Source organism: Sungkyunkwania multivorans (genome assembly GCF_042675645.1).
GTDB lineage: Bacteria > Bacteroidota > Bacteroidia > Flavobacteriales > Flavobacteriaceae > Sungkyunkwania > Sungkyunkwania multivorans.
The window spans coordinates 423309-449316 of record NZ_JBHTJH010000004.1 but is presented as its reverse complement, the minus strand read 5'-3'; the positions used below and the strand labels follow the sequence as shown (position 1 = coordinate 449316).

The window sequence follows — 26008 nt, the reverse complement described above, 5'->3', positions numbered from 1 at the left end:
ATCAGATTACATTTATCTTTAGACTATAGAACACCAAATATGGTATATTTAAAAACAGCGTAAATCAATTTTAACCTGTAGCCATATTTCAGGACAAGACATATGAGAAAAACGATATTTATACTGATTTTATTAAGCTTATCTTCGATGATATCGGCTCAAGAAAACAAACTTCTTGACGAATTGAATGAAGTAAAAGGTGCTGATGAACAAGTTTCTTATGTTCTTAATCTACCAGTTAAAGATTTAGAGAAAATTGCTCTGACAAAAAAACTTGAATCTGATTTAAATACTATTGCATCTTGCATAATGCCGTTTGTAAATAGCAAAACATTAAAACTGACTGAAAAAGAAACTGTTGGATTAAAAAAGCGGATTGAAATCATAGCAACTGAACTTTTTAAATCTGATAACTATGTGTTACTGAAAAATTCTGGCGGATATGCACCAGTTTATGGAGTTGGAATGGAAAATATTGCTGATAAAAAAGTTGTCATTGTTCATTTAGGAGGAGACTGTACGATTGAAGAAGTTGATTTAAAATGGGAGGAAATAACTTCTGTTTTTAATAACAAAATGGAATCTTTATTAAAAGAATAAATACGTTGTACAACAATGGCTATAATTCATTGCGGTTGAATTCCTTATCGGAATTCAACGCTTATTTGCTATCTTTCGGCTGCGGCGGAAAGAATCCTGCGGATTTTTCCGCAACGAAATCATAGCCGAGACCGTTAGCTACAATTTGAAAAATCGATGATGAAACACATACCATTATTACTAATTTTTCTTTCGATTTTGTCATGTAAGCTAGATAAAGCAACTAAAACGGATAAACGCCACAATCCTTACGAGCATATTACTCAGAATATTGCTGACGAAAAAGCCATTGAATTATATTCTCTTGGAGTAGAATCATTTGAAAATCGTGACTTTGAAGAGGCTCAAAAACACCTCAAAGAATCTTTCGCGATTGAAAAGAGCCCCATAACCCTAAATGAACTTGGCACAATTTCGTTAGCAAAAAAGGACTACAAAGCTGCCTTAAGTTACTTCAACCATGGCATTAGTATCGACAAATTCTATTACCCTAATCATATAAACAAGTCGAGAACGTTGGTTCTACTATCAGAGTTCGAGAAAGCGGAAAACACTCTTGAATTAATGTTGCAAGATTGCGATTCGGAATATTGGAAAGCTTATGCAAATATGTGGATTAGCTTTATAAATTTGAAAGGATCACTGAACTGTGATAAGGCCAAGGAGTCAATTAAAAAAGCTGAATTCATAAAAAACGACCCTGACTTGAGCCAGCAGTATGGACGTATCAAAAGCGGAATCGAAAAAAACTGTAGCTAACAACGTATAAAAACCATTAAAACGGTTCTTATACAAGACCGTTGGCATTAATTATGCAAAAATTTTTTTTAGCAATTACATCTCTTATTTTTCTAAGCTGTTCTGAGGAAAAATCTTGCGAGGATTTTAGGAACGGGAAGTTCAGCCTAACTTCTGAAGTTGGGACAAGCATTATCGAACGGACGGACAACCAACAAGTGGAAATTGCTGACGGAATTAATTATTATGCAGAGGTGGAATGGATTAACGACTGTACCTACATATTAAAAAATCACCGGAATCACAATAAACAAATCGACCAAGAAGAAATTGGGAATATTTATAAAGTGGAAATATTCCAAATCTTCAAGGACTCTATTAAAATTAGGACTACCGCGAATTATACGGACTTTGTTGTTGAAAGTACTCTTGAAATTTTGGAATAAATAACTAATGCCAACAACGCCTATGATCCATCGCTTGTTGGTCAAGCAAAAGAAACTTCCTACGATTCACTATATTTAATCCAATAAACAAAAACCAGTCTTGGCATTCGCCCTTTACGGCGGACAAGGCCCTCGCGCGGCTCATGCCGTGTCCGCGCCAGAATCATTGCCGAGATCGTCACCCTTTATATGGTATGAAAGAAAACCCAGATTGGAAATTTTACACTGTGGTTCCAGAAAGTCAGGAATTGAAGATAAACGGAATTAACGTCTGGGAGCATAAATGGAATTCAGACTATGAAAGTATCATTGTGAAAGATCCGAAATACGGGGACTTGAAAAAATTGACAAAATATTGGATAACGACAAACGATGAAACAATTGAATTTGTCGCTGGGGAATTTTCAAATACTATTTATGGCTTCTATTTGAAGGCAGAATTACTGGAAAAGCAACCAAATGTGAAATCAAAAAGTATCCTTGAAAGAATAGTATCATCTCTAAAAGAAACATTTGGGAACTCGAACAAAGGGTAGCAACGCCTATAATCTATTGCTACATTCGAACGACAAATAGTATTTCCTACAATTCACTAAATTAGAACCCAAAACAAAAAACAAACTCGGCATTCGCCTTTTACGGAGAATAAGACCCTCGCGCGGCTCATGCCCTATCCGCGCCAAGGTCATAGCCGAGACCGTTGTAAAGCATTACGAAAAAACAAGAATGAATAAAGACATTTGGGATAATTGGATTGAAAGAATCAAGTGGATTCTAAATATTGCGAAAAAAAGGAATTGGGATTATTCTGAATTAAGAATAAAGGAACCTGTTTCCGAAAGAGCATTCGAAATCCTAGAAAATGACTTGAATCTTGAATATCCTGCTGATTTCAAAGAAGTATTGACCAAATATTCGTCTGGAATTTTAATGTATTGGCAAATTTCAGGAGCAGAGCCTAATGGCGAATTTCGGCAAATTGGTTGTGGTGCTGGACGTGGCTATTTATGGGATTTTCAAACACTAAGGAACGACTATATCAATATCCAAGAATGGATAGCTGAGTGCTACTCGAATCCAGAGGATGACTATGATAAAGTCTGGTATAACAAAGTTCCATTTTTAGATATTCCCAATGGTGATATCATAGCCTTCGGAGATAAAACAGAGAACGGAAATCAGGTTGTTTATTTGAGTCACGACGGAGATGAGTTTCACGGTCAAATACTTGGCGATAACTTCATTGACTTTATAAATAAATGGACTCAAATAGGATGCGTAGGAACAGAAGGTTGGCAGTTTGAACCATTTTATGATTATGAGTCAAAAACTATGCTCTCTGACCAAATCACATTGGAAAAATGGATAAAATGGTTAGAAAAATAACACTTTACAACAATGTCCATAAACAATTTGGCCCAATAAATAACGAAATAGAAATATGGGAATGATTGGAAATGTCATCAGAGTATCTTAAGAAGAATTAAATAGCTTTTTGAATAGCTCTGAAACTCTTGAAGATAAAATTTATGGCGATGAGAGTTACGAAGCCGAATGGTCTCTGAATTTAGATAAGTCTTCAATACCGCCTAATTCCAAAAAAAGAACATTCGAGGTTGCGAAATAACTACCGCCAACAAAGAACGGTGTTAAAGAACAAATTCTTTCAACTCAAGATCACCAGATAATTTTCAGTAGCATCTTAAAAAGAAGCAGAAATTTAATGCTGTCGTTCGAGCAAGAATTGAGCCCTATAGATAGAATTGTATACAACTAATGCTGTGATTGATCGCTTCAATGATCAAAAAAGACACTCTTCTTACGATGCTTACATAGCGTTCAAACCAAAATCAGGGCGGGGCATTCCTACTCCCCTATTCCTCGAACCACTTGGGGAAAAATACGCCCATCACAAAACCATAGCTCACAAGAAGCGAAAAAAATATACCTTACATCCCAAAATGATGCTTAGGCAAAGCTTGAAGCCTTATTTTTCTTTGATTCATTCGAATGAACAAAAAACATCCTTTATCAATTAATTCTGAAGAACGCGATGAATAGCAATTACAAAGTTGGTGATCTTATCTATGATGGACATATTTACGATGGAATGAATACCGACCTTGCCGATCTGGAATTCTACAGGCGCTGGCTGCCCAAAAATAAGAATGCCCGTATACTAGAGCTTTGTTGTGGCACTGGCAGACTTACGCTTCCCATTGCCAAGGATGGCTATGACATTTGTGGTGTGGATCATACGGCCTCCATGCTTGAACACGCAAAAGTAAAAGCCGCCAAAGCAGGCTTGGAAGTGCCCTTTATCGAAGCAGATATCAGGACTTTAGATATGCAAGAAAAATATGATCTTGTGTTTATTCCGTTTAATTCAGTACATCATCTGTACGAAAATGAAGATCTCTTTAAGACTTTAAAAACTGTAAAAGACCATCTCAAAGAAGGGGGGTTGTTCTTGTTCGATTGCTTTAATCCAAATATTCAATTCATGGTTGAAAGTGAAAAAGAACAAAAACAAATTGCCGAATATACTACCAAAGATGGAAGAGATGTTTTGATAAAGGAAACTATGCACTATGAAAATAGATCGCAGATCAATCGTATAGAATGGCATTACTATATCAATGGCAAGTTCGATTCGATCCAAAATTTGGATATGAGGTTGTTTTTCCCTCAAGAATTGGATTCTTATCTGAAATGGAATGGTTTTGATATCATTCACAAGTTTGGAAATTTTGACGAGGAAGCATTTAGCGATACTTCAGAAAAACAGATATTTATTTGCCAATAAGAGACCCTCGTCATTGGAGATATCAAGATGTGCTTTACAAATAAAAAAGCAATTAAGACATTGGTTCAAACGTTGAGCATAGTTGCCAATCGGAAAGGTAGCACCTACCCCTAAAAAAAACATACTCTTACAGTCAACCCATATAGCGTCTTTTTAAAACGACTATAAATAGAGGTCCAAGCATGTCCAATTTCGACACCCACCTTTTCCGAGTGCCAATTCAAAAAGAGCTTGTTATAAAATTAACGACGCATCATAAAATTGGTCAAATAGCAACAAAATTCTGCTTTTTTGGCACATATGAGATTGTAGCTATAACTGGATAGCCATAATTTTGTGAAAAACAAAAAAAGAAAAAATGAAAAAGAATGCATTATTCGTCTTGTCTCTATGCTTGTGTTGCGTTGGATATTCCCTTCAAGCGCAAGCGATATACGAGGACAATTTTGATGCCAATCTAACGATGGCTTCAAATAGTGCCTATAACGTTAGTTTAGATAACGGCAACTTAAAAATAGATGGCAACGGCAGCGCCGGCGCTTACAATGCCTTGCAATATGACGTTCATAATGGAGGCACTCTAACCACTTTCGACATGTCCGCCATGCCCCAATTGTATATAAAGGCCAGAGGGACTGGGGCCCCTGTCTTACGAATAGATGTTAAAGACACTGACGGATATTTGTCAAACTTGCAGGCAAATTATGCAACGCTCACAGAAAATTTTGCCATTTACACCTATGATTTTGTAGGTGACTTTCTCGATGGGGGCTATGGAGGAAGTCCATGTACTAGCGCTGAGGCACCTTGCACCGTCAATCCAGCAAGTATAGCGAATCTCATCGTTTTTGTCAATGATGCTGTGGGCGGATACAATGGAACTGTCGAGATCGATTGGATCTCCATTGGAGAACCTTTGGAAGAAGCAGAACCAACACCGCCATCCATAAGATATAATCAAGTTGCATATCATACGGGCAGAGAAAAGCTTATCAACATCACAGCCGAAGGAGATTTTGCCCCCATCGCGTTCAGTGTTTTTGATGACGTTGGTGGCGAAGTACTTGCTGGAACTACTGGAACAAATCAAGTATGGACAGAGTCAGGAGAGTATGTGACAACGATCGATATATCGGCGATCGATACTGAAGGGAACTACACCTTGGTCGCAAATGGAGACACCATTGATCTTACCATTACAGAAAGCGGTTATGAGGCATTAAGTGACGCAGCCTTTAAATACTATTACTTCAATCGTGCTTCCACAGAAATTACAGCGGCGTATGGAGGAGCATATGCAAGAAATTCTGGTTTACCTGATGATGTGGTGATCGTGCATCCTTCCGCAGCTTCTCCTACACGACCAGCAGGCACCATTATATCGGCGCCAAAGGGATGGTTCGATGCTGGAGATTATAACAAATACATCGTAAATAGCGGTATTAGCACCTATACCTTGTTGGCGGCCTTCGAGCACTTCACAAGTTATTTCCAAGGAAGGAACTTTGATATTCCTGAAAGCACCAACCAATTACCCGACCTTCTAGACGAGGTAAAATGGAATTTGGACTGGATGTTAGCAATGCAAGATCCAGAAGATGGTGGTGTTTATCACAAGTTAACAGGGCTTAACTTCGCTGGTATCATCATGCCAGAGGATTATACGGCTGATCGTTATGTTGTACAAAAAACAACCGCAGCGGCTCTTAATCTGGCAGCTGTGACGGCCGTTGCCGCTCGGATCTACGCTGATTATGAAACGCAACTTCCTGGTTATAGTGCGCAATTACTTGCTGCTTCGGTAAATGCATATAATTGGGCCTTGGCCAATCCCACAATTTATTACCAGCAACCCGCGGATGTATTTACAGGAGAATATGGTGACAACAATGTAACAGATGAATTTCAATGGGCTGCGGTAGAGTTGTTCATCACCACTGGAGATCAGACCTACGGTAACGCTATAAACATTTCGGCCATAGGAAATGGGGTACCTTTTTGGGGGTATACCGCTCCCTTAGCACTTATTTCCATTGCCGCACATGAGTCGGATCTCGCGGGCGCAATCGATGTAAATGCTGCCAATGCAAAACTATTGGAAACTGTGGATCAACTAAAAACAAAAGTAAACGGGTCACCCATGCGAGTAGCAATGGGTTCTGGAGACTTTAGCTGGGGTAGCAATGGACAGGCATCCAACCAATTGATGCTCTTATTGATGGGATATCAAATGACAGGAGACGAGAGTTTACTCAGTGCCGCATTTACCGCATCGGACTATCTGTTGGGTCGTAACGCAACCGGATACTGTTTTGTAAGTGGTTTTGGTGACACTCCAATGCTAAATCCTCATCATCGAATCTCGGAAGCAGATGCAGTAGCAGCGCCCGTACCTGGAATGGTCGCTGGGGGACCGCACTCGGGACAACAAGATGGGTGTACTGGATATGCCAGTAATGCGCCCGCAAGATCGTATGTAGATACTTGGTGTTCCTACTCTACAAATGAGGTGACCATTAACTGGAATGCTCCTCTTTTATATGCATTCACAGCACTTCATATTTTTCAAAACAATCTCATCCTTTCTACCGATGATATTGCCCAAAATGAGAATACCAAAGAGCTATTGCTCTATCCCAATCCAACTACACAGCAATTGAATATTAAACTTGCAGATCATGAGGAGCTTCAAGTGACCGTTTATAGCTTGGATGGTAAAAGCTTGCTAAATACTGACTTAAAGGATGGAGTCGATGCAATAGATGTCAGCATGCTTACCAATGGTCTCTACATCGTTAAAGCCACAACGGGAAATGTAACCTTTGTAAAGCAGTTCATTAAAAAATGATCAGGGCCAACTTGGTATCGATCAAGGTCTAAATAAATACAAACCTCTAGTGATAGCTCTAGAGGTTTGTGCTTATTATCAATAACCAAACTTTTCCTATTTTCGTCTAAAGATTCAATTGCTGTTTGTCCAAAAGGATTTTCAGCATCTTGAGACAAAACCGAATCCTTAAATTGATCACCATGAAAAATATCCTGTACATCGTTACAACCCTATTCTCTTTGATCTCGACACCCTTGTTTTCTCAACAGAGCGATTTCATAAAAGAATACTTGGAGCGATTCGAAAATTCACGCAAGTACCTCCTTCTGGTGGCTGAAACGATGCCAGAGGATAATTATGGCTTTAAGGCGTCGCCAGAATCTTTATCATTCGCAGAGAACTTGATGCATATCGGATTTGCCATGGATTGGCATTCCCAATCATTATTAGGTGACCGAGAAGCCAGAGAATGGAGTACTGACAAGGTTTACAAGGTCGCTGACAGATCCAAAGATGAAATGATCGCACTCATCGATAAAACTTTTAAGGAAAGCATAGCACTGATCGAGAAATTTGACCCAGATCATCTAAACGACCGATTAGAATATTTTGGACACGATAGAACGAAACGTCAAATATTTATGCTACTCGCCGACCACATTACCCATCATAGGGGGCAAATGCTCGTTTATATGCGACTCAATGGACTCATACCTCCAAGATATGTTTTGTATCAGTGATGCTATTGGAACTAAAAACTTCATAGACAAAAATATTTTGGATTTGGATGGAGAACATCTTTAAAGACGTAAGCCTCAAAAAAGAAGCTTAATTTTAGACGAAGATCAAGTATATTTAATCGGATATCAATTAAAACAAAACAATGTCGAATACATTTTACAATATCAAGAATCTGAAAGGAGATTTTACAGGGGGATTGGTTGCAGGAGTAGTCGCCCTACCCCTTGCGTTGGCTTTTGGGGTACAATCGGGTATGGGAGCTACCGCTGGTTTGTATGGGGCCATCGCCGTAGGTATTTTTGCCGCTTTGTTTGGAGGCACCGCAACGCAAGCGAGCGGTCCAACAGGTCCCATGACCGTAGTTTCTGCTACCTTGGTGGCCGCTGCAATTGAAATGAACGGGACCTTGGAGAATGCGATGGGCATCATCGTACTTACCTTTTTGTTGGGCGGACTGTTTCAAATAATATTTGGGTTCTTAAATATAGCCAACTATGTAAAATACTTTCCTTATCCGGTCGTTTCAGGCTTTATGAGTGGCGTAGGTCTTATCATCGTCATCTTACAATTATTTCCCTTTTCGGGTTTAGGTTCGGCCAAGTCGACCCTAGCTGTCATGCAGGATCTACCCCGACTTTTTTCCGAGGCTAACCCTTATGCGCTATTGTTAGGAGGGATCACCATTGCCGTGTATTATCTTTTTCCAAAGATCACGAAGGCCATTCCCAGTGCGTTGGTCGCATTGATCACCGCATCACTCATCGCCTATTTTGCCAAGATCGACGTTCCTCTGATCGGGGAGATCCCATCGGGCTTGCCGTCGCTTCAGCTAGGAGGTATTTTAGAGATCGATCCAAGCGCATTTTCCATCATCATAGAATATGCCATCGTACTTGCCGTCCTAGGAAGCATCGATTCGTTATTGACCTCTGTCATAGCAGACAATATGACAAAGACCCGACATAACAGTAACCGCGAACTCATAGGTCAGGGTATCGGTAATATGTTGGCCGCCATCATCGGAGGAATCCCAGGAGCTGGAGCCACTAAAGGAACGGTGGTCAATATCAATGCAGGTGGAAAAACTCGGCTATCAGGAATATTACATGGTGTCTTTTTACTGGCTGTATTACTTGGCCTAGGACAACTCGCTGCACATATCCCTCTTTGCGTCCTAGCAGGTCTCCTTATTCCCATTGGATTTAAGATCGTAGATTTCAAAGGACTAAAGCACTTGAAAAAAGTCCCCAAGGCCGATGCCGTCGTATTGATCTTGGTATTGTTGATCACCACCTTCGGTAGTTTGATTCAAGCCGTAGGAATCGGGGTTGCGCTAGCGTGTTTGCTGTTCATGAAAAAATCTGGTGACCTCAGCGAACAGGGAATGGAAGTAGGCAACATTACCGATTTTGACGGCTCCAAACCATGGCAAGATGAAATAGCCTTCTACGAGAACTATAAGGATAAAGTGATCATCAAGCATTTGTACGGACCACTATTTTTTGGGTTTACCTCCTATTTCAAAGATCAGATCAAGGCACTACCAACCGATGTCAAGGCAATCATCTTTAGAATGGACCGCGTTCCATACATAGATCAATCAGGTCTTTATACCTTAGAAGATATTATTTTTGATCTGCGGGAACAAAAGATAGAGGTCATCATCGTTGGACTTAAATCACAGCCAAAAGATATGTTGGAAGCAGTTGATATCATCCCAGACTTGGTACCCGAGGCAGATCTGTTTGACAATATCGAGGCAAGTTTTGTATATCTCAGAGAGCGATTAAAACAGTATCATGAACCTAATGAAGATGAAAAATAATGACACCATAACATAGCCACTCATGATGTCAGCTGAAGTTGCCTGGCGATCACTTTTGTATCGATGAAAGAAACAGCTTTTATCAAATGAAAGACCTGTTCATTTTGGGAACGCTCTTGCGCGATACAACAGTAGATTGATTCAATAAGAAAAGAGAGCGACACCTTCATAATGATTCGAATATTTGAAGAAGCGTATGTCAAAGCAATGAATAGATTGACTAAAATATTTCTACTCACTATCAATACACTGTTCTATAGCTGTGGCACAGGTCCCTGGTTCATTCAAAAAGATCTTTACGGCGTATACAAAGAACCTGTGTACCAAAATACCGATATCCTGTTAAGAACTGACGGTTTTTATGCACATTTAGACGATTCAAAAAAAGTAGACCTTACCAGAAAGGTCCTTCTCTTAACAAAAAATGGCTACACCCTGATGATCACCTATGATGAATTGAAAAAATCAATTGCATCTCAAGATCCGGTCTTCAAAGAACTCGACTGGTGGAAAGTAAAGAAGGATTCCATCATCATAGAGCATTATGGTGAGACAAAAAAACTGATCAAAACTAACGTATGGTGGTATAAGGGAAAAGTACTGAATGACTCCATTATCGAAATAGCCTATGAAGATGGTATCTATACTAGAAAACCTGTGAAATATAAATTCGTCCGGTTAGATACATTACCAAAGTTAAAAAATAACACGCGCTACTATAAAAAAGACTGGTACCATGCCAATTTACACAGGTCAAGACAGTAAGAGACCACTATCAATATCAATATCAAATGTAAAAAAACAAGCTATTGTGTAATGTGTAAAAAATGTTGTAAGCAGTCATTGCCAATGGTTAAATCAAACTGCGACAAGTACCAACCTTGGGTACTTATGGAATATCGTTCATCGTTCGAATTTCATGATTGCTAAGAACAAAAAATGACGTAACTTAAAAGTAAAAATTGAAAACCACATTGACGTTTATAGGAATTGTGATATTCACCAATGTCTTCGGTCAGAATTTGAAGGAGCACCAATGGAAGAATAGGGTGCTTATCATACAGGCGGTTAGTGAATCATCGGTTAGATATAAAGAGCAACTCAAAGAATTCGATGGCTCGGAAAAAGCATTGAAAGAGCGGAAAATAGTCCTCTACGAAATCGTAGGAGATCGCATCAGATTTACCGATTATCAAAATGAGAAGCCTCGTCGCTCTTGGGAAGTCGCAGATACATCAAACCTCAAAGGATTCGACAGTGATGATCAATTCAACATACGGTTGATCGGTCTTGATGGAGGAACAAAACTAAAGAAGACAGAGCCGTTGAAGAAGAATGAACTTTTTCAGCTCATCGATACCATGCCAATGCGAATGCGAGAGTTAAAGAACAAACAGTGATGGTCTATAAGCAAACTTTAAACTTTCATAGAGGCCTTATTGTAGTTGGGATTCCGTTGATCATGATGGTAATGACGGTAGCTATCGCAAGATCGTCAGCATTTAAAACAAATCCAGACCTTGTATCTATCGGCATTACCGTAGATCTGTTATTGACTGTACCTATCATCTACTTTTTACTGATTAGAAGAACTTCCATTCCAAAAACCACGATTGTTCCCTTTGTTATCATGGGTGTGATCGTCGCTTCTTTGATCCTTCCATCAGAAAATCAATTTTATCTCGATCTCTTTAAGGTCTGGATACTGCCAGTAGTTGAATTATCCATTTTGTGGTTTTTAATCTACAAGCTGCGGAAAGTAGTTAAACGTTTCAATTTAGAGAGAAACGAATCCTTCGATTTCTTTTCAACCTTAAAAAAGAGTTGTTATAAAATACTCCCAAGAGCCATAGCGCTTGCTGTGGCCACCGAAATCGCCGTCTTTTATTATGGGTTCATTTCTTGGAAAAAGAGAACATTGAATGACAACGAATTTACGTACCACAAAAACAGCGGGACCATTTCCTTACTGATTGCCATAATTTTTATTGTGGCCATCGAAACTGTAACGTTTCATATTTTGATCGCAAAGTGGAATGACTCTGTAGCTTGGATATTCACTGCGCTAAGCATTTATTCTGACATTCAAATTTTTGGGTTTTTAAGATCAATGCTTCAACGACCGATATCAATCGAAAACAATAGGCTTTATCTTCGATACGGAATGATGTCTGAAGCTACGATTGCCCTCGATACTATCGGTGCCATTGAGCTTTCCTCAAAAGAGATCGAGTTTGATAAAGAAACGCGCAAATTATCTGTTTTGGGAACATTGGAGAGTTACAATGTCATCATTCGTCTAAATGAAGAAGCCACCTTGGTCAGACTTTATGGAATCAAAAGAACATATAAGAATTTGGCAATATACGTTGACGATAGAATTAAATTCAAAGATGAATTATATGATCTCAAAACATCAAGCGTTCGAGACGATAATTAAACGATTGCTATACTAGTCGGATAGAGAAAAAGAGTGCGATATGAATCGTACCTCACAAGCCAAAAAGATATACACCCAAATCAAGACCGCCACTACCATCACGGAGATTCACAAGAAATCGCAAAGGAGATCAAGAAAGAACATAAGCAGGCATTAGAATAATGTCGACATTAGGCTAGTGGAAACGTCTTTGACGGCCCAGCGCGAACTGGCGTATAGCTTAGAGACTAGCCAAGACCCAATGATCATCTCCAACAAACTCAATGGGAGTGTAATCAAAAGAATACTCCAATTTGAAAAGCCCATATTGACCGCGGCAACCCAGAATATTACAAATACGGCTGCCCAAACAATGATTGCAGAGAGCAAAACAGATCTCGTGTTGTTTCCGAATACATTGGCAAACAACCAAAAGACAAATACCAGGATCCCCGTCAGCAAGGTATCCCAAAGACCCCAAACAGAAAAAATACCCAAATCCATTTCGGCGATTCCCTTTCTTTCATCAAAGAACGCCTTCACCCTTGGCATTACGAAGATAAAGTATCTGAAGACTTCAGAAATATGTATCCATATACTGACCACCAATGTAATGATCACAAACTGTTTAAAAACGAATTTTTGATGTATCACAAGACTATTTGATTAAGAGCGTTTTCCTTATGGTTTTCATAATTTCTTTGGGAGAAGTAATATTGGGCACTGAACGATAGATGGCCACCGACCTTTCTAGATCGTCGATCTGCTTTACCAGATCGATACTCCTCTGAGTAAATTCGGCAAATCTCAAACGCTTGGGGTCGATGATCTGCTGATCGATCAAAAAGTCGACCTTTTTACTACACCTACAGGCATTGGTTGGGTTTGCCAAACCACATTTGCCATTCAAAAAGTTTCTGATCTTCTTTCGAGAACGAGAAAGCTTCTTTCTGAAATTCTCAGGAGTTATTTCGAGGATTTCGGCACCTTCTTTTCCATTGAATTGTAGAACTTCGGATAGAATGTACACCAACCTATCCTCTGGCTTTAGGCATAAAAGTAGACCCTGGGAACAACTTACCTTCACCTCCTCTTCCAGTAGCGAAAGTTCTCCCTCATTTGTAGTATATCGTATAACATCTGACTGCCCCGAATCGATAAGATCTGCATAATCTACGAACGGCATGGCAAACTCCTTTGACGTTTTCCCTTTAAAACTCATCAAATAATTGGTTGCAACCCGATAGACCCACGTTTTAAAATCGCTTTGATGATTGAATGTACTTAAATGCGTGATCACCTTTACCAGTATCTCTTGGGTGGCATCTTTGGCATCCTCTGGAAAGAGCAACATTTTGAGTGAAAGATTATACACCAGATCTTGAATTTCAAGAACGACCAACTCCAGAGCATCGCTATCGCCTGAACTTGCTTTGTCGACTAATATGTTTAGCTTACTCTTCATATTCTATAAATTAGACAATTTTTATACATCGAGTGTGACAAATCGATAAAAAGTCCTTAGAAACGATGCCTTAAAAGATCAACCATTCCATTCTTATGGAGAAGCAACACCTTCTCCTCAGTCTTCTTAGCACAACTTCTATGGGCACACTAGAAGCCTTAGAAAGAATTACAATGCATTCGTAACAACAATGATCCATCAAAAGAAGGATAATCTGAAAAGGGTTGTCGACTGCGACAGTTCATAGCTTTTGTGTAACACCTATTTAAATCTTGTATCAATGGTATATGTATTACGGACGCATTTTAAGCATAAAATTTATACCTTTAAATATATATGCTGTATTGACAGCATTGTCGTATTCACACGGGATGATATTTGATCTTGTAAGGTGGCAGTAATTAGCAAACTATGATTTGTAAAGGCATAAAAAATAAGTTGTGAAGTCCATTGAGGCAATAAAACAATGGATGTTAGACCATCCAACTTCAACAGCACTTATCAAGTACTTGATCTGGGTCATATTCATCATTGGCATCATACAGTTTTTAAGGAGGCTACTTAGAAAGAACCTGCCAGATTCAACCACCAGATACAAATCCCAAAAAGGAATCGAGGTTTTGGGATATTTCCTTATTCTATTGCTTTCAATTTCCTATTTCACTGGAAATATAAAGGATGTGGCCCTCGCCATTGGATTATTAACGGCGGGCATCACCATTACCTTACAAGAACTGATCTTGAGTATTGCAGGGTCGGTGTACATCTTCTTTGTCAAAGTATATCAACCTGGGGACCGAATTGAAATTAACGGCATCAAGGGTGACGTTATCGATATCGATAGTATCTACACGACCATGATGGAAATAGGCGAATGGGTAAGTAGCGACAATTATAGCGGCAGAATTGTAAAATTGAGCAATGCTTTCGTCTTTAAAGGCCCCGTATATAACTATTCTAAGGACTTTCCCTTCATTTGGGATGAATTCGATCTGCCCATCCGTTACGGTTCCGATGTAGCGCTAGCCAAAGACATCATCATCCGAATCGCCTCAGAGCAACTCTCCAAATATGTGGACGACTCAATTTCGAAATGGAAGACAGTGGTAGATAAATACTACATCGAAGATGCCCAAGTACAACCTACGCTTGCGCTAAAGATGACAGACAACTGGATACAGTTCAATTTGCGATATATCGTCGATTATAAGAAAAGACGATACACCAAACATGTTTTGAATGAGCTTATAAGAAAAGAAATAGAAAATACAGATGGTAAAGTGCAATTGGCCTCTACCACCGTAGAGATCATACGGGTCCCAAAACTAAATATCGACAAGAGCGATAAAACAATGCCCAACGTAGAATAGGTGGTCTTTTGATCGACATGGAGATATCCGCGTTATACATGATAAATACTTCTTCGATCGCTAGTTGAAATTATAAAATATTTATAATTTAATGCCCGAATTTAAAAAACAATCCTAACCACCAATCACAGAAATGAATTCAAATTATTTAATAATTGCAGTACTTGTTACATTCTTTTCTATAGGCTGCAGACAGAGCGACAACAAAAAAGAAGACCAAGATAGCATTGCTGTATCAGAACCCTCAGGTGTTGACAATGTAGCTTACAAATGGGGAGAGATGGCCTTGACCGCAACGGCCAATGACACAGAGCGTTTTCAACCACGTCCAACAGTGACCTCGAGATATTTAGGCCTCATATTCGTAGCGGTATTCGACGCATGGTCTCGGTTTGATGATAAGGCCCTACCTGTGTATTTAGAAGATGTTGAAAGAAGACCTGCAGATGAGCATACCCTAAAAAATAAGGAAATCGCCATCAGTTATGCCGCATTTAGGACAATGAACGAATATTATTATTCCGATAAAGCGCTGTTTGAAAATTTTATGAAAGAATTGGGGTTAGACCCCGCTAACGAATCCTTGGACCCCAACACGCCCGAAGGAATAGGAAATTTAGCAGCAAAGGCAGTGATCGAAGCGCGTAAAGGAGACGGTGCCAATCAATATGGTGAAGAAAAAGGTTCTAACGGGGAGCCTTATTTCAACTATGTTGGATACGAACCTGTCAATTCTGCAGACAAGAATGTCGATCCCAATCGCTGGCAGCCCAAATATTTTTCGGATGGAAAAGGAGGGAAATTTGCTCCAGGTTGTCTTACACCATTTTGGGACAAAGTCAAACCCATAGCCTTAAAGTCTGGCGACCAATTTCGCCCGGGGCCACCACCGATGATAGGTTCTAAACAGCTGGAAAAAGAGGTGAAGGAAGTGATCTATATGCAAGCAAATCTCACTGATGATCAAAAAGCGTTGGTAGAATTTATGCGCGATGGTCCGCAATCAGTTCAGCAAGCAGGGCATTGGTTGAAGTTTGCGCAGGATGTTTCAAGGCGAGACAACCATACCCTGGACCAAGATGTAAAGATGTACTTTTTCAATCAGGTCGTTGCAATGGACGCATTCATAGCTTCTTGGGATTCCAAAATGTTCTATGACTATGCCAGACCATATGCATTGGTGCACCAATATTACGATGAGCAAAAAATAAAGGCTTGGGGAGGAGAAGGAAAAGGAATTGTAGAAATGGAAGGAAAACAATGGAGACCTTATTCTCCTGAAACCTTCCTCTGCCCACCTTTTCCGAGTTATGTTTCTGGACATAGCACCATTAGTGGTGGCTGTGGAGAAGCTTTAAAAATGTGGACAGGGAGTGATCTATTCGGCTCAGAGGTCCAGTTGGTCGCTGGTGCAATGACAGAACCCGATCATTTAGGTGATACCGTTACTTTAAAGTTTCCGACATTCACAGAGACGGCCGAGATGGCTGGAATCTCAAGAGTTCTAGGAGGATATCATATACAGGCAGATAACGTAGCCGGACTAGAGTTGGGAAGGAATGTCGCCAAAGAAGTATGGGAATTCTACAAAAGACATATCGGGGAAGAGCAATGATATAAAAAGAACATCGAAAAGGCAGATGAGTTATTGGCATTAAATTGAAAAAAACATCATGCTTCCTGATCGTGATCTTCATCACTTGGCACACATTCTTATCATGTTATCGTCAAAATAAATATGACGGACAGAAATTGGGCCTTCTAAAACCAATTGAGGGCGATGCTTCAAAGAATCATTGGAGGTTAGAAGAGAGATGCTCTATGGTTCGCCTTGGTGCAAAGAATATAAGAAATTTACCAATTCGTAACCTCATTCAGGTAGAATGATATTTACTCCAAACATATCGCTACAATAAAGGCACGAAAGCTCTAATAATCATCAGGCAATAAATGAACGATCACTTCAATTATTGCGGAGCGTTCAATACAAAGGCTCTTTTTTTATGTTTTCTTTGGAAGAAAGGTCTAATTTTTTCTAATTTGCAATTCCTATCATAATCCAACAGACAGATATGAACGTTACACGTCTTTTTGATTTTCCTTATTATCAATTAGAGCACCACAACATGCCTGATGCATTGGTGACCAAGTATGGTGACAAATGGGTAAAAACCTCCACTCAAGAATATATAGACAAGGCGAATCAGATGAGTCGTGGCTTATTAAGATTAGGAGTGCAGCCAAATGATAAAATTGCCATCATCTCATTGACCAATCGTACAGAATGGCATGTCACAGATATCGGCGTGTTGCAGATTGGTGCCCAAGACGTTCCGATCTATCCCACGATATCAGAAAATGATTATGAGTACATTCTTAATCACTCCGAAGCCAAGTATTGTTTCGTTTCTTGTACCGAGGTACTCGATAAGATCAATGCCATTAAAGCAAATGTTCCTTCGCTCAAAGAAGTGTATTCCTTTGATGAGATCGCTGGCTGTAAGAATTGGACAGAGGTTTTAGCGTTGGGAAAGGACGAAAGCAATCAAGAGGAACTCATCGCAAGGAAAGATGCGGTGAAACCATCAGACCTAGCTACTATCATCTATACTTCTGGTACTACTGGAAGACCTAAGGGGGTGATGCTTTCACATAACAATATTGTTTCTAACGTTTTGGCGAGCCATAAGAGAGTACCGTTACAACCGGGTTCAAGCGCATTGAGTTTCTTGCCTATCTGCCATATTTTTGAAAGGATGGTGACCTATCTATATCAATATAGCGGTATCAGGATCTCTTTTGCAGAATCTATAGAAAAGATCAGTGACAACCTTAAAGAGGTCAAACCAAATACGATGACAGTTGTACCTCGCCTCTTAGAAAAGGTGTATGACAAGATCTATGCAAAAGGTGCGGACCTATCAGGAATTAAAAAGAAATTATTCTTTTGGGCCATTGAACTAGGATTGAAATTCGAACCATATAACGCCAACGGAGCCTGGTACAACTTTAAGTTGGGCATCGCGCGCAAGTTGATCTTTAGTAAATGGCAAGAAGGACTTGGTGGCAACTTAGAACTCATGGTGTCTGGTAGCGCGGCGCTACAACCTAGACTATCTAGAGTTTTTGGCGCGGCAGGTATTCCTGTGATGGAAGGTTATGGCCTATCCGAGACCTCACCAGTGATCACCGTAAATGACCGTAACAATCGCGGTTGGAAGATCGGGACCGTTGGTAAAGTGATTGACGGTGTCGAAGTGAAGATCGCCGAAGATGGTGAGATCCTCTGTAAAGGTCCTAACGTGATGCAAGGTTATTATAAAGACGCAGAAAAAACTGCCGAAGTGATGACAGGAGAATATTTTCATACTGGGGATATCGGGGAATTTGATAGCGAAGGATTCTTGCGAATCACGGATCGCAAAAAGGAGATGTTTAAAACCTCTGGTGGAAAATACGTGGCACCACAGTTAATAGAGAACGAAATGAAACAATCGCGTTTCATCGAGCAGATCATGGTCATTGGAGAAGGTGAAAAGATGCCCGCTGCATTTGTACAACCCAATTTTGAATTTGCAAAGGAATGGGCAAAACGTCATCATATCGAATATCGCAATGATGCCGACCTCGTAAAGAACGAGAAATTCATAGAAAGAATTCAAGAGGAAATAGATACGTACAATGCGAGATTCGGAAAATGGGAGAGAATTAAGAAATTTGAACTTACCCCAGATGTTTGGACCATAGATGGAGGACATTTGACCCCAACGATGAAATTGAAGCGAAAACCTATAAAGGAAAAATATCGCGACCTTTATAGTAAGATATATGGGCACGAATTATAAGCTCATACTAACCAAACTATCTAGAACTCCTCAATAACTGAGGAGTTTTTTTATGACTCTGCCATAATTCATATCTTTAAATTATCAAAACGACAAAAAAAATATACGATTTACTATGCGTGCATAATATTTTTCGTATATTTGAAATCAATTTTTTATGAAAGACAAAACCATAGATTACGTATTACGAGCGACTTGGCAAGCAGTAGCCAAAATGTACAACGAGGAGGCAGGGAAATTTGACAGCACCATGGCCACCGGATTTGCATTATTAAGCATCGATCCAGAGGAAGGCACCCCTTCTACTGCGCTTGGCCCTAGAATGGGGATGGAAGCCACTAGTCTGTCTCGTACCTTAAAATCGATGGAAGAAAGAGGGTTGATAGAAAGAAGGCCTAATCCCAAGGATGGCAGGGGCGTATTGATACATTTAACAGATTTTGGAAGAGAAAAACGCGAAGTTTCAAGAGAAGTGGTCCTTACGTTCAATGAAACCATTAGAAAACATATTTCGGATGAAAAATTAAATCATTTCTATGAGGTAGCGGAAGTGATCAATGATCTTATTTCATCCAAAAAGATCTACAATCAAAAAATAACGACTAATTAATACCAACAACTAAGTTCAATGACAAGAAGAATCAAGAAAGTTGCTGTAATCGGTTCGGGTATCATGGGAAGCGGAATCGCTTGTCACTTTGCCAATATCGGTGCGGAAGTGCTTTTATTAGACATTGTTCCAAGAGAACTGAATGACAAGGAAAAGGCAAAAGGCCTTACATTAGAGGATAAAGCGGTGCGCAACCGCTTGGTAAACGACAGCCTAGCGGCTTCGCTAAAGTCAAAGCCCTCTCCTATCTACTCTCAAAATTTTGCAGACAGGATCACCACTGGGAACCTTGAAGATGATCTTCATAAGATCAAGGATGTGGACTGGGTAATGGAAGTGGTTGTTGAACGTTTGGATATCAAACAAAAAGTGTTCGAGCAGGTAGAAAAACATCGCACCCCTGGTACGCTGATCACTTCCAACACTTCGGGTATCCCGATCAAGTTTATGAATGAAGGTAGAAGTGATGATTTTCAAAAGCATTTTGCTGTAACACACTTCTTTAATCCTCCACGCTACTTGCGACTCTTCGAAGTGGTGCCAGGACCAAATTGTAAACAAGAGGTTACCGATTTCTTAATGGAATACGGCGAAAAATTCCTCGGAAAAACTTCGGTGCTAGCAAAAGATACGCCTGCCTTTATCGGTAACCGAATAGGGATCTTTGGTATCCAAAGCCTGTTTCACCAGGTAAAAGACCTTGGACTTACCATTGAAGAAGTCGATAAATTGACAGGACCAGTTATCGGGCGTCCTAAATCCGCCACCTTCCGTACCGTTGATGTGGTAGGATTGGATACCTTGGTTCATGTGGCCAACGGAATCTATAAAAACTGTCCAGATGACGAAGCCCACGAGCTTTTTAAGCTGCCCGATTTCATCGAGCACATGATGGAGAACAAAATGCTTGGTAGCAAGACCAAGCAAGGTTTCTACAAGAGAGTGACAGGGGAAGGTGGAAAGAAAGAGATCCTTTCATTGGACCTTGATACCTTAGAATACAGACCAAACCAACGTGCCAAGTTCGCCACTTTGGAAATGACCAAAACCATCGATAATGTTTTGGACCGTTTTCCAGTATTGGTGAAAGGAAAAGATAAGGCAGGTGAATTCTACCGCAAGAACTTTGCGGCCATGTTTGCCTACGTTCAAAATAGGATCCCAGAGATATCGGACGAATTATATCGTATAGACGATGCCATGAAAGCTGGTTTCGGTTGGGAAAATGGACCCTTCGAGATTTGGGATGCGGTTGGTGTTGAAAAAGGAATTGAGTTAATGAAGTCCGAAGGTCTAGAGCCAGCTGCTTGGGTGACCGAAATGGTTGCCGCTGGGAACACTTCCTTTTATACAGTTAAAGACGGCGCAACATATTATTATGATATTCCTGCAAAGACGCAGACCAAAAAGCCAGGGCAAGATGCATTTATCATCCTCGAGAATATCCGAGAGAGCAAAACGGTTTGGAAGAATGCCGAATCGGTTGTTCATGATCTTGGTGATGGCATCTTGAACTTAGAATTTCGCTCTAAGATGAATACTATCGGTGGTGGCGTTCTTCAAGGCATCAATAAAGCTATTGACCTTGCTGAAAAAGACTTCCAAGGATTGGTCGTTGGTAATCAAGCAGCAAACTTTTCGGTTGGAGCAAATATTGGGATGATCTTTATGATGGCTGTAGAGCAAGAATATGATGAGCTCAACATGGCCATTAAGATGTTTCAAGATACCATGATGCGTATGCGATACTCTGCAATCCCAACGGTAGCAGCTCCTCACGGAATGACCCTTGGTGGTGGTTGTGAGCTTTCGATGCATGCCGATAAAGTAGTTGCGGCAGCAGAGACCTATATTGGATTGGTAGAATTTGGTGTCGGTGTAATTCCTGGCGGGGGTGGATCTAAAGAATTTGCTTTAAGAGCACAAGATACTTTCAGAAAGAACGACGTGGAGCTAAACGTACTTCAAGAGTACTTTCTCACGATCGGGATGGCCAAAGTAGCAACATCGGCTTATGAGGCCTATGATCTAGGGATCCTTCAAAAAGGAAAAGATGTCATCGTTGTTAATAAAGATCGTCAGATCGCTCAAGCCAAGAAGCATGCCTTACTGATGGCCGAAGCAGGATATACCCAACCTCCGGCAAGAAAGGACATCAAAGTACTTGGTAAGCAGGCCTTGGGAATGTTTTTGGTAGGTACAGACTCCATGGAAGCGAGTCACTATATCTCTGAGCATGACAAGAAGATCGCCAACAAATTGGCCTATGTTATGGCTGGTGGAGACCTTTCTGAACCGACCAGAGTATCTGAGCAGTATCTCTTAGACCTAGAACGTGAGGCGTTCCTTTCACTTTGTACCGAAAGAAAAACGCTAGAGCGTATCCAGCATATGTTAAAAACTGGGAAACCTTTACGCAACTAAGAAAAAAGACAGAACGAACAAAGACTAAAGACTGGTGGCGATGAAGCATAACTTCAGAAAACTGAAAATATGGACGGAAGCAATGTCAATCGTTACAATAACTTATAAAATGGTAAGAGATTTTCCAGATATTGAAAGGTTCAACCTTACATCTCAAATGATACGATGTGCTGTTTCAATACCTTCCAATATCGCTGAAGGAAGCAGCAAAAGTACTGATAAGCATTTCAGAAAATATTTAGAAAATAGCTTAGGTTCTGCTTTTGAATGGGAAACACAACTTAATGTCGCTGCCATTGAAAGTTATATTACTAAAGAAACTTTCGAAGAATTAGAAAATAGAATTCAACAATTGCAAAAGATGATTTCAGGTTTCCATGGAGGTTTAGACATTTAGTCTTTCTTCTTTACTCTTTTCGTCTTTATTCAAAAAAAGAACAAATGAAAACAGCATATATAGTTAAAGCATATAGAACAGCCGTTGGGAAAGCACCACGTGGGTTGTTCAGATTTAAAAGAACGGATGAGCTGGCAGCAGAGACCATCGAATACATGATGAAAGAACTGCCACAATTGGACAAAACGCGTATCGATGACGTCATTGTGGGCAACGCAATGCCCGAAGGTTCGCAGGGATTGAATATGGCGCGCTTGATCTCCTTGATGGGATTGGACATTGTTGACGTTCCTGGAGTGACCGTGAACCGTTTTTGTTCATCGGGAGTGGAGACCATCGCGATGGCAACGGCGAAGATCCAAGCTGGAATGGCCGATTGTATCATTGCTGGTGGCGCAGAAAGTATGAGTGCCGTGCCAATGACAGGCTATAAGACCGAATTGAACTATGACCTGGTAAATTCTGGTCACGAGGACTACTATTGGGGAATGGGGAACACGGCGGAGGCCGTTGCCAACCAGTTCAAAGTATCTCGCGAAGACCAAGATGAATTTGCCTTTAACTCCCATATAAAAGCCTTAAAGGCACAAGCTGAAGATCGTTTTCAAGACCAGATCGTTCCTATCGAGGTAGAAGAAACCTATGTGGACGAAAATGGTAAAAAAGCCACAAGATCGTATACGGTTTCTAAAGATGAAGGACCCAGAAAGGGTACCAATAAAGAAGCCTTGGCCAAACTTCGTCCGGTATTTGCCGCTGGTGGAAGTGTTACGGCTGGAAACTCTTCACAGATGAGTGATGGCGCTGCCTTTGTGTTGATCATGAGCGAAGAAATGGTAAAGGAGTTGAATCTAGAACCTATCGCCCGAATGGTGAATTATGCGGCAGCAGGTGTAGAACCTCGGATCATGGGTATAGGCCCAGTAAAGGCCATCCCAAAGGCATTGAAGCAAGCAGGGTTAAAACAGGACGATATCGACTTGATCGAACTGAATGAGGCCTTTGCCTCGCAATCGCTGGCCGTCATTAGAGAGCTCGACCTTAATCCAGATATCATCAATGTAAATGGAGGGGCAATTGCACTCGGTCACCCACTTGGATGTACGGGAGCAAAACTTTCCGTTCAACTATTCGATGAGATGCGTCGACGTGACATGAAAGGGAAATATGGTATGGTCACCATGTGTGTAGGTACCGGACAAGGCGCAGCGGGGATCTTTGAGTTCTTAAATTAATTATAAATGATGAATGTTGGATTTTGAATGAGTAATTATTCAATGAAGAAAGAGAATTTAATAGTCGATTTGTCTTTTCAGTTTGCACTTTCAATCATTGAACTCTAGAAGATCTTAAAATCTAACAACGAGTTTGTTTTGTCAAAACAACTTTTAAGAAGTGGAACAAGCATAGGGGCAAATGTTAGTGAAGCAACAGCAGCACAATCAAAAAAAGATTTTATTTCAAAAATGGCAATTGCCTCAAAAGAAGCTAGAGAGACTAAATATTGGTTGCGACTTATTAAAGCTTCGAAGATTGTAGATATAGATTGTGATGAAGAATTAAAACAAATAGATTCAATTATCAATGTTATTACAAAAATTGTGAAGACATCCCAAGAAAATTTAATACACTAATCCAACATTCAAAACACAAAATTTAAAATAGATCAAAATGGACACTATAGAAAAGGACTTAACACGCGGCGGAGAATTCTTAGTAAAAGAAACTTTGGCCGAGAATGTATTTACTCCAGAGGACTTCTCTGAGGAGCAAAAGATGATGCGAGATAGCGCCAAAGAATTTGTAGATCGTGAGATCTGGGCACATTGGGAGCGTTTTGAACAGAAAGACTATGCCTACACCGAAGAGTGTATGAGAAAAGCAGGTGAGCTTGGCTTATTAGGCGTTTCTGTACCAGAAGCATATGATGGACTTGGAATGGGCTTCGTTTCGACCATGTTAGTTTGCGATTACATCTCGGGAGCTACAGGATCGTTCAGCACTGCTTTTGGAGCACATACGGGAATCGGCACCATGCCGATCACTCTTTATGGCAATGAAGAACAAAAGAAAAAATATGTGCCAAAATTGGCTACTGGCGAATGGTTTGGTGCGTATTGTTTAACAGAACCAGGCGCAGGATCTGATGCGAATTCCGGAAAAACGAAGGCTGTATTATCCGATGATGGAAAGCATTATTTGATCTCTGGTCAGAAAATGTGGATCTCCAATGCTGGGTTTGCCAACCTATTCATCGTTTTTGCTCGAATTGAAGACGACAAGAATATCACCGGCTTTATTGTAGAGAACGATCCAAGCAATGGAATTACGTTAGGTGATGAGGAAAAGAAATTAGGTATCCACTCCTCCTCTACGCGTCAGGTATTTTTTAACGAATGCAAAGTACCTGTAGAAAATATGCTCTCTGAGCGAGGAAACGGTTTTAAGATAGCGATGAACGCTTTGAATGTTGGACGAATCAAATTGGCTGCAGCTTGTTTGGATGCCCAGCGTAGAATTATTGGTGAGGCTACCAAATACGCAAATGAGCGCGTTCAGTTTAAGACACCGATCATTAATTTTGGTGCCATCAAATCTAAGATTGCCGAAATGGCGACGGTTTGCTATGTGGATGAGTCTGCCTCATACCGCGCTGCAAAAGATATCGAAGACCGTATCGCTATCCGTCATGCCGAAGGAAATTCGCATCAAGAAGCCGAATTAAAAGGTGTGGAGGAATACGCCATTGAATGTTCGATTCTTAAAGTAGCCGTATCAGAGCATGTGCAGTTTAGCACGGATGAAGGAATCCAGATCTTTGGGGGAATGGGATTCTCGGCAGACACTCCGATGGAATCTGCATGGAGAGATGCACGTATCGCCCGTATCTATGAAGGAACCAATGAGATCAATCGGATGTTGGCCGTAGGGATGCTTGTTAAAAAGGGAATGAAAGGTCATATCGACCTATTAGGACCGGCAATGAAAGTCGCTGATGAGCTGATGGGAATTCCTTCTTTTGATACTCCCGACTATTCCGAATTGTTTGCTGAAGAAAAAGATATCATAAAAAGATTGAAAAAAGCATTCTTGATGGTAGCAGGTTCTGCAGTTCAGAAATTTGGGCCTCAATTAGAAGAGCACCAACAATTATTGATGGCCGCTTCTGATATTCTTATTCAGATATATATGGCTGAATCTGCCTTGCTTAGAACAGAAAAGAATGCTAAGCGCTTTGGAGAAGATTCTCAAGCCATTCAAATTGCCATGACAAAGTTGAACTTATTCAACGCTGTTGAAACGATCAATACCAAAGGAAAAGAAGTGATCATTTCTTTTGCGGAAGGTGATGAGCAACGCATGATGCTAATGGGATTAAAACGTTTCACGAAATATGCAAACCATCCTAATGTTGTTGCATTACGTACCCAGATTGCAGACAAAGTTGCCGCTGAGAATGGATATTATTTCTAACCATATATTTAATGTCAG

At 40.3% G+C, this 26008-nt stretch carries 23 protein-coding genes; 21 read left to right on the top strand and 2 right to left on the bottom strand.

The annotated features are described in order from the left end of the window. The first annotated feature begins 102 nt into the window (after positions 1-102). The 12 genes from ACFQ1M_RS05020 to ACFQ1M_RS04965 all read left to right on the top strand — a co-directional run bounded on the left by ACFQ1M_RS05020 (position 103) and on the right by ACFQ1M_RS04965 (position 12426). Positions 103-600, top strand: a complete 498-nt coding sequence (locus ACFQ1M_RS05020) for a hypothetical protein (RefSeq protein WP_386404800.1) — start codon at positions 103-105, stop codon at positions 598-600. Positions 601-756: 156 nt separating this feature from the next. Beyond that, positions 757-1359 carry a tetratricopeptide repeat protein gene (locus tag ACFQ1M_RS05015; protein ID WP_386404797.1) on the top strand — a complete coding sequence of 201 codons (603 nt, stop codon included), beginning with the start codon at positions 757-759 and terminating at the stop codon, positions 1357-1359. Between the two features lie 53 nt (positions 1360-1412). Then, the gene (locus ACFQ1M_RS05010) at positions 1413-1784 is read left to right on the top strand and encodes a hypothetical protein (RefSeq protein ID WP_386404795.1); all 372 of its coding nucleotides are present in this window, start codon (positions 1413-1415) and stop codon (positions 1782-1784) included. Positions 1785-1978: 194 nt separating this feature from the next. Further along, positions 1979-2320: a hypothetical protein gene (locus tag ACFQ1M_RS05005; protein WP_386404792.1), complete on the top strand. Its 342-nt coding sequence runs from the start codon at positions 1979-1981 to the stop codon at positions 2318-2320. Positions 2321-2510: 190 nt separating this feature from the next. Further along, positions 2511-3170: an SMI1/KNR4 family protein gene (locus ACFQ1M_RS05000; protein WP_386404789.1), complete on the top strand. Its 660-nt coding sequence runs from the start codon at positions 2511-2513 to the stop codon at positions 3168-3170. A gap of 667 nt (positions 3171-3837) precedes the next feature. Continuing rightward, complete coding sequence (locus ACFQ1M_RS04995; protein ID WP_386404786.1) at positions 3838-4590, top strand: class I SAM-dependent methyltransferase; 753 nt, start codon at positions 3838-3840, stop codon at positions 4588-4590. A 358-nt stretch (positions 4591-4948) separates the two neighbouring features. After that, on the top strand, positions 4949-7438 hold the full coding sequence (locus ACFQ1M_RS04990) for a glycoside hydrolase family 9 protein (RefSeq protein ID WP_386404783.1): 2490 nt from the start codon (positions 4949-4951) through the stop codon (positions 7436-7438). Positions 7439-7620: 182 nt separating this feature from the next. After that, positions 7621-8160 carry a DinB family protein gene (locus tag ACFQ1M_RS04985; RefSeq protein WP_386404781.1) on the top strand — a complete coding sequence of 180 codons (540 nt, stop codon included), beginning with the start codon at positions 7621-7623 and terminating at the stop codon, positions 8158-8160. A 143-nt stretch (positions 8161-8303) separates the two neighbouring features. Then, positions 8304-9986, top strand: coding sequence for a SulP family inorganic anion transporter (locus ACFQ1M_RS04980; protein WP_386404778.1), 1683 nt, complete (start codon positions 8304-8306; stop codon positions 9984-9986). A gap of 207 nt (positions 9987-10193) precedes the next feature. After that, the gene (locus ACFQ1M_RS04975; RefSeq protein WP_386404775.1) at positions 10194-10751 is read left to right on the top strand and encodes a hypothetical protein; all 558 of its coding nucleotides are present in this window, start codon (positions 10194-10196) and stop codon (positions 10749-10751) included. Positions 10752-10948: 197 nt separating this feature from the next. Continuing rightward, the gene (locus ACFQ1M_RS04970) at positions 10949-11386 is read left to right on the top strand and encodes a DUF4174 domain-containing protein (protein WP_386404771.1); all 438 of its coding nucleotides are present in this window, start codon (positions 10949-10951) and stop codon (positions 11384-11386) included. Next, entirely contained in the window at positions 11386-12426 is a 1041-nt protein-coding gene (locus tag ACFQ1M_RS04965; RefSeq protein WP_386404768.1) for a hypothetical protein, read from the top strand. Before ACFQ1M_RS04970 ends, ACFQ1M_RS04965 begins: the two co-directional genes overlap by 1 nt. Positions 12427-12579: 153 nt before the next feature. On the opposite strand, the gene ACFQ1M_RS04960 is transcribed toward ACFQ1M_RS04965, so the two are convergent. Both ACFQ1M_RS04960 and ACFQ1M_RS04955 read right to left on the bottom strand, forming a co-directional pair. Beyond that, positions 12580-13059 carry a hypothetical protein gene (locus tag ACFQ1M_RS04960; RefSeq protein WP_386404765.1) on the bottom strand — a complete coding sequence of 160 codons (480 nt, stop codon included), beginning with the start codon at positions 13057-13059 and terminating at the stop codon, positions 12580-12582. Positions 13060-13063: 4 nt separating this feature from the next. After that, a complete protein-coding gene (locus tag ACFQ1M_RS04955) occupies positions 13064-13870 on the bottom strand; it encodes an RNA polymerase sigma factor (RefSeq protein WP_386404762.1) in 807 nt (268 codons plus the stop codon). A 440-nt stretch (positions 13871-14310) separates the two neighbouring features. Between ACFQ1M_RS04955 and ACFQ1M_RS04950 the strand changes: the two genes are divergently transcribed. The 9 genes from ACFQ1M_RS04950 to ACFQ1M_RS04910 all read left to right on the top strand — a co-directional run bounded on the left by ACFQ1M_RS04950 (position 14311) and on the right by ACFQ1M_RS04910 (position 25990). After that, positions 14311-15240 (top strand): mechanosensitive ion channel family protein, encoded by a 930-nt coding sequence (locus ACFQ1M_RS04950; RefSeq protein WP_386404759.1) that lies wholly within the window; start codon positions 14311-14313, stop codon positions 15238-15240. A gap of 133 nt (positions 15241-15373) precedes the next feature. Further along, complete coding sequence (locus ACFQ1M_RS04945) at positions 15374-16855, top strand: vanadium-dependent haloperoxidase (RefSeq protein ID WP_386404756.1); 1482 nt, start codon at positions 15374-15376, stop codon at positions 16853-16855. Positions 16856-17312: 457 nt separating this feature from the next. Next, positions 17313-19085 (top strand): AMP-dependent synthetase/ligase, encoded by a 1773-nt coding sequence (locus tag ACFQ1M_RS04940; protein WP_386404753.1) that lies wholly within the window; start codon positions 17313-17315, stop codon positions 19083-19085. 157 nt (positions 19086-19242) lie between these two features. Further along, positions 19243-19695, top strand: coding sequence for a MarR family winged helix-turn-helix transcriptional regulator (locus ACFQ1M_RS04935; RefSeq protein ID WP_386404750.1), 453 nt, complete (start codon positions 19243-19245; stop codon positions 19693-19695). Between the two features lie 18 nt (positions 19696-19713). Continuing rightward, a complete protein-coding gene (locus ACFQ1M_RS04930; RefSeq protein WP_386404747.1) occupies positions 19714-22119 on the top strand; it encodes a 3-hydroxyacyl-CoA dehydrogenase/enoyl-CoA hydratase family protein in 2406 nt (801 codons plus the stop codon). A gap of 40 nt (positions 22120-22159) precedes the next feature. After that, positions 22160-22516, top strand: coding sequence for a four helix bundle protein (locus tag ACFQ1M_RS04925; RefSeq protein ID WP_386404744.1), 357 nt, complete (start codon positions 22160-22162; stop codon positions 22514-22516). A 44-nt stretch (positions 22517-22560) separates the two neighbouring features. Next, positions 22561-23751, top strand: coding sequence for an acetyl-CoA C-acyltransferase (locus tag ACFQ1M_RS04920; protein WP_386404741.1), 1191 nt, complete (start codon positions 22561-22563; stop codon positions 23749-23751). 138 nt (positions 23752-23889) lie between these two features. Continuing rightward, positions 23890-24150 carry a four helix bundle protein gene (locus tag ACFQ1M_RS04915; RefSeq protein ID WP_386404738.1) on the top strand — a complete coding sequence of 87 codons (261 nt, stop codon included), beginning with the start codon at positions 23890-23892 and terminating at the stop codon, positions 24148-24150. 37 nt (positions 24151-24187) lie between these two features. Beyond that, positions 24188-25990, top strand: coding sequence for an acyl-CoA dehydrogenase family protein (locus tag ACFQ1M_RS04910; protein ID WP_386404735.1), 1803 nt, complete (start codon positions 24188-24190; stop codon positions 25988-25990). Positions 25991-26008: the final 18 nt, after the last annotated feature.

What these genes read in the sequence shown, in the direction of transcription:
- ACFQ1M_RS05020 (WP_386404800.1), top strand. Translation starts at nt 103, where the DNA reads ATGAGAAAAACGATATTTATACTGATTTTATTAAGCTTATCTTCGATG.
- ACFQ1M_RS05000 (WP_386404789.1), top strand. Translation starts at nt 2,511, where the DNA reads ATGAATAAAGACATTTGGGATAATTGGATTGAAAGAATCAAGTGGATT.
- ACFQ1M_RS04965 (WP_386404768.1), top strand. Translation starts at nt 11,386, where the DNA reads ATGGTCTATAAGCAAACTTTAAACTTTCATAGAGGCCTTATTGTAGTT.
- ACFQ1M_RS05015 (WP_386404797.1), top strand. Translation starts at nt 757, where the DNA reads ATGATGAAACACATACCATTATTACTAATTTTTCTTTCGATTTTGTCA.
- ACFQ1M_RS04940 (WP_386404753.1), top strand. Translation starts at nt 17,313, where the DNA reads ATGAACGTTACACGTCTTTTTGATTTTCCTTATTATCAATTAGAGCAC.
- ACFQ1M_RS04925 (WP_386404744.1), top strand. Translation starts at nt 22,160, where the DNA reads ATGAAGCATAACTTCAGAAAACTGAAAATATGGACGGAAGCAATGTCA.
- ACFQ1M_RS04955 (WP_386404762.1), bottom strand. Translation starts at nt 13,870, where the DNA reads ATGAAGAGTAAGCTAAACATATTAGTCGACAAAGCAAGTTCAGGCGAT.
- ACFQ1M_RS04975 (WP_386404775.1), top strand. Translation starts at nt 10,194, where the DNA reads ATGAATAGATTGACTAAAATATTTCTACTCACTATCAATACACTGTTC.
- ACFQ1M_RS04935 (WP_386404750.1), top strand. Translation starts at nt 19,243, where the DNA reads ATGAAAGACAAAACCATAGATTACGTATTACGAGCGACTTGGCAAGCA.
- ACFQ1M_RS05010 (WP_386404795.1), top strand. Translation starts at nt 1,413, where the DNA reads ATGCAAAAATTTTTTTTAGCAATTACATCTCTTATTTTTCTAAGCTGT.
- ACFQ1M_RS04945 (WP_386404756.1), top strand. Translation starts at nt 15,374, where the DNA reads ATGAATTCAAATTATTTAATAATTGCAGTACTTGTTACATTCTTTTCT.
- ACFQ1M_RS04930 (WP_386404747.1), top strand. Translation starts at nt 19,714, where the DNA reads ATGACAAGAAGAATCAAGAAAGTTGCTGTAATCGGTTCGGGTATCATG.
- ACFQ1M_RS05005 (WP_386404792.1), top strand. Translation starts at nt 1,979, where the DNA reads ATGAAAGAAAACCCAGATTGGAAATTTTACACTGTGGTTCCAGAAAGT.
- ACFQ1M_RS04920 (WP_386404741.1), top strand. Translation starts at nt 22,561, where the DNA reads ATGAAAACAGCATATATAGTTAAAGCATATAGAACAGCCGTTGGGAAA.
- ACFQ1M_RS04980 (WP_386404778.1), top strand. Translation starts at nt 8,304, where the DNA reads ATGTCGAATACATTTTACAATATCAAGAATCTGAAAGGAGATTTTACA.
- ACFQ1M_RS04910 (WP_386404735.1), top strand. Translation starts at nt 24,188, where the DNA reads ATGGACACTATAGAAAAGGACTTAACACGCGGCGGAGAATTCTTAGTA.
- ACFQ1M_RS04990 (WP_386404783.1), top strand. Translation starts at nt 4,949, where the DNA reads ATGAAAAAGAATGCATTATTCGTCTTGTCTCTATGCTTGTGTTGCGTT.
- ACFQ1M_RS04995 (WP_386404786.1), top strand. Translation starts at nt 3,838, where the DNA reads ATGAATAGCAATTACAAAGTTGGTGATCTTATCTATGATGGACATATT.
- ACFQ1M_RS04985 (WP_386404781.1), top strand. Translation starts at nt 7,621, where the DNA reads ATGAAAAATATCCTGTACATCGTTACAACCCTATTCTCTTTGATCTCG.